Below are 1,186 nucleotides of genomic sequence, written 5' to 3'. Positions count from 1 at the left end.
GAGGCCTTTGCACGGAACCGGGTTGGTGATTCCGTGCGTAAGGAATGAAGAGGGATGATTCGGATGGTCGATCGTTTGCTTGGTCAACTGAGCCTTGCGGATGGGCTGGCATGGTCGGACACGACGGAGCTCGACCAGATCGCGCGAGTGATCGACTGGGTGCCGATCCAGGCGCTTCTTGGTCGGCGCAGCGGGTCGGGACGGGGCAACACCAGCTATCCGGCCGAGGCTTTGCTGCGCTGTCTGCTTCTGGGCGTGTGGAACAATCTGAGCGATCCCGCCCTCGAGGCACAACTGCGCGACCGGCTGTCGTTCCGCCGCTTTGCCGGCTTCAGCCTCTCGGACCGCACGCCGGACCATTCGACATTGTGGCGATTCCGCGAAGAGCTTAAGTGCGATGGGCTGATCGATCGGGTGTTCGATGAGATCACGCGGCAGCTTGAGCAGAAAGGGCTGATCGTCAAGCGCGGCACGCTGATTGATGCCTCCTTCATGCAGGCCGCCGCGCGCCCGCCGGCGAAGCTGAAGAAGGGTGAGGAGGGTTCGGCGCGGCCATCGGCCGACGCTGATGCGCGTTGGGGGCGCAAGGGCAACAAGACCGTGTTCGGCTATAAGGTGCACAACGGCGTCGACGATGCTCACACGCTGATCCGGCGCATGGACTTCACGGATGCATCGATCACCGACACCGAGCCGGCCGACGGTCTGATCAGCGGGGATGAGAAGGCGGCCTATGGCGACCAGGCCTACTACACCCATGCCCGGCATGCCCGACTTAAGCAGGCCGGCATCAAGGACCGGCTGATGCACCGCCCCAACAAGCACCATCCGCTGACGCCGCGCCAGAAGCAGCGCAACCGGCTGATCTCGAAGGTACGGGCGGCGGTGGAGCGGCCGTTTGCGGTGTTCAAGCAACGTTACGGCATGCGGCGGCTGCGCTTCTTCAACCTGGCGACCAATCGGACGCAATGCCTGCTTGCCGGCTGCGGCTACAATCTGGCGCGAGCGGCCGCCGTGCTCTACCGGCGGAGCCAGCCGGCATGAGGCGGAGTCTGCCCAAAATCCGCCGCAAGGGTGGCCCGAGGCCCCACGAAACCGGGCAAAATACCCCGCCAAGGCGGCCCGATCGCCTTTCAAAAAACGCCCATGCATCACGTGCGCCAAATATCGGCTCCCGTGCAAAGGC

1 protein-coding gene is annotated in these 1,186 nt (G+C 64.2%); it reads left to right on the top strand.

Translation table 11 applies throughout. From position 1 onward, the window contains the following. Positions 1-63 precede the first annotated feature (63 nt). Entirely contained in the window at positions 64-1,044 is a 981-nt protein-coding gene (locus FJ941_RS28865; protein ID WP_181166203.1) for an IS5 family transposase, read from the top strand. Positions 1,045-1,186: the final 142 nt, after the last annotated feature.

The sequence above is a fragment of the Mesorhizobium sp. B2-3-13 genome (assembly GCF_006442195.1).
Taxonomy (GTDB): Bacteria; Pseudomonadota; Alphaproteobacteria; order Rhizobiales; family Rhizobiaceae; genus Mesorhizobium; species Mesorhizobium salmacidum.
Note: the sequence above shows the minus strand (reverse complement) of the source record. Positions and strands in the feature narration are given on the sequence as shown.